This window comes from Paenibacillus sp. 7541 (assembly GCF_002276395.1).
In the GTDB taxonomy this organism is placed as follows: Bacteria; Bacillota; Bacilli; order Paenibacillales; family Paenibacillaceae; genus Paenibacillus_AQ; species Paenibacillus_AQ campinasensis.
On the sequence record NZ_NQLZ01000072.1, the window covers coordinates 1 to 553 of the forward strand.

Consider the following 553-nt stretch of genomic DNA (forward strand, 5'->3'; position numbering starts at 1 on the left):
CAAGTCCAGCGGCGCTAATCCAAAACAAAAATAAATATCAAACCAAGGAGTGGTTCATATGTTTAACAATTGGCTGAGAAACAACAAAGTTGCAATGTGGCTCTTGACGGTCCTTCGGATCTACATCGGGTATGAGTGGTTAACCGCTGGCTGGGGCAAACTAACCGGCAGCTTCGATGCCGGAGGCTTCCTGCAAGGCGCCATCGCCAAGGCAGCCGGTGACCATCCGGCGGTGCAAGGCTGGTGGGCCGCCTTCCTCGAACATGCTGCCCTCCCGGGCGTGAAGTTCTTCAACTTCCTCATCCCGGTCGGTGAAGTCCTCGTCGGTCTCGGACTGATTCTCGGTACCTTCACCACCTTCGCCGCACTGATGGGACTCGTGATGAACGCTGCGTTCCTCCTGTCGGGCACAGTGAGCACCAACGTGCAGCTGCTGCTGATTGAAGTCCTTATCATCGTCGCTGCTGCCAACGCCGGCAAAATCGGCTTCGACCGCTGGGTGCTTCCTTTCCTTCGCGGACTGTGGACCAAATGGACCCGCAAGGGCTATGAC

At 56.4% G+C, this 553-nt stretch carries 1 protein-coding gene; it reads left to right on the forward strand.

Features of this window, described 5'->3' with window-relative positions:
* Positions 1-58: 58 nt before the first annotated feature.
* Positions 59-553: DoxX family protein (locus tag CHH75_RS24450; protein WP_095399395.1), on the forward strand; the 495-nt coding region annotated here is incomplete at its 3' end.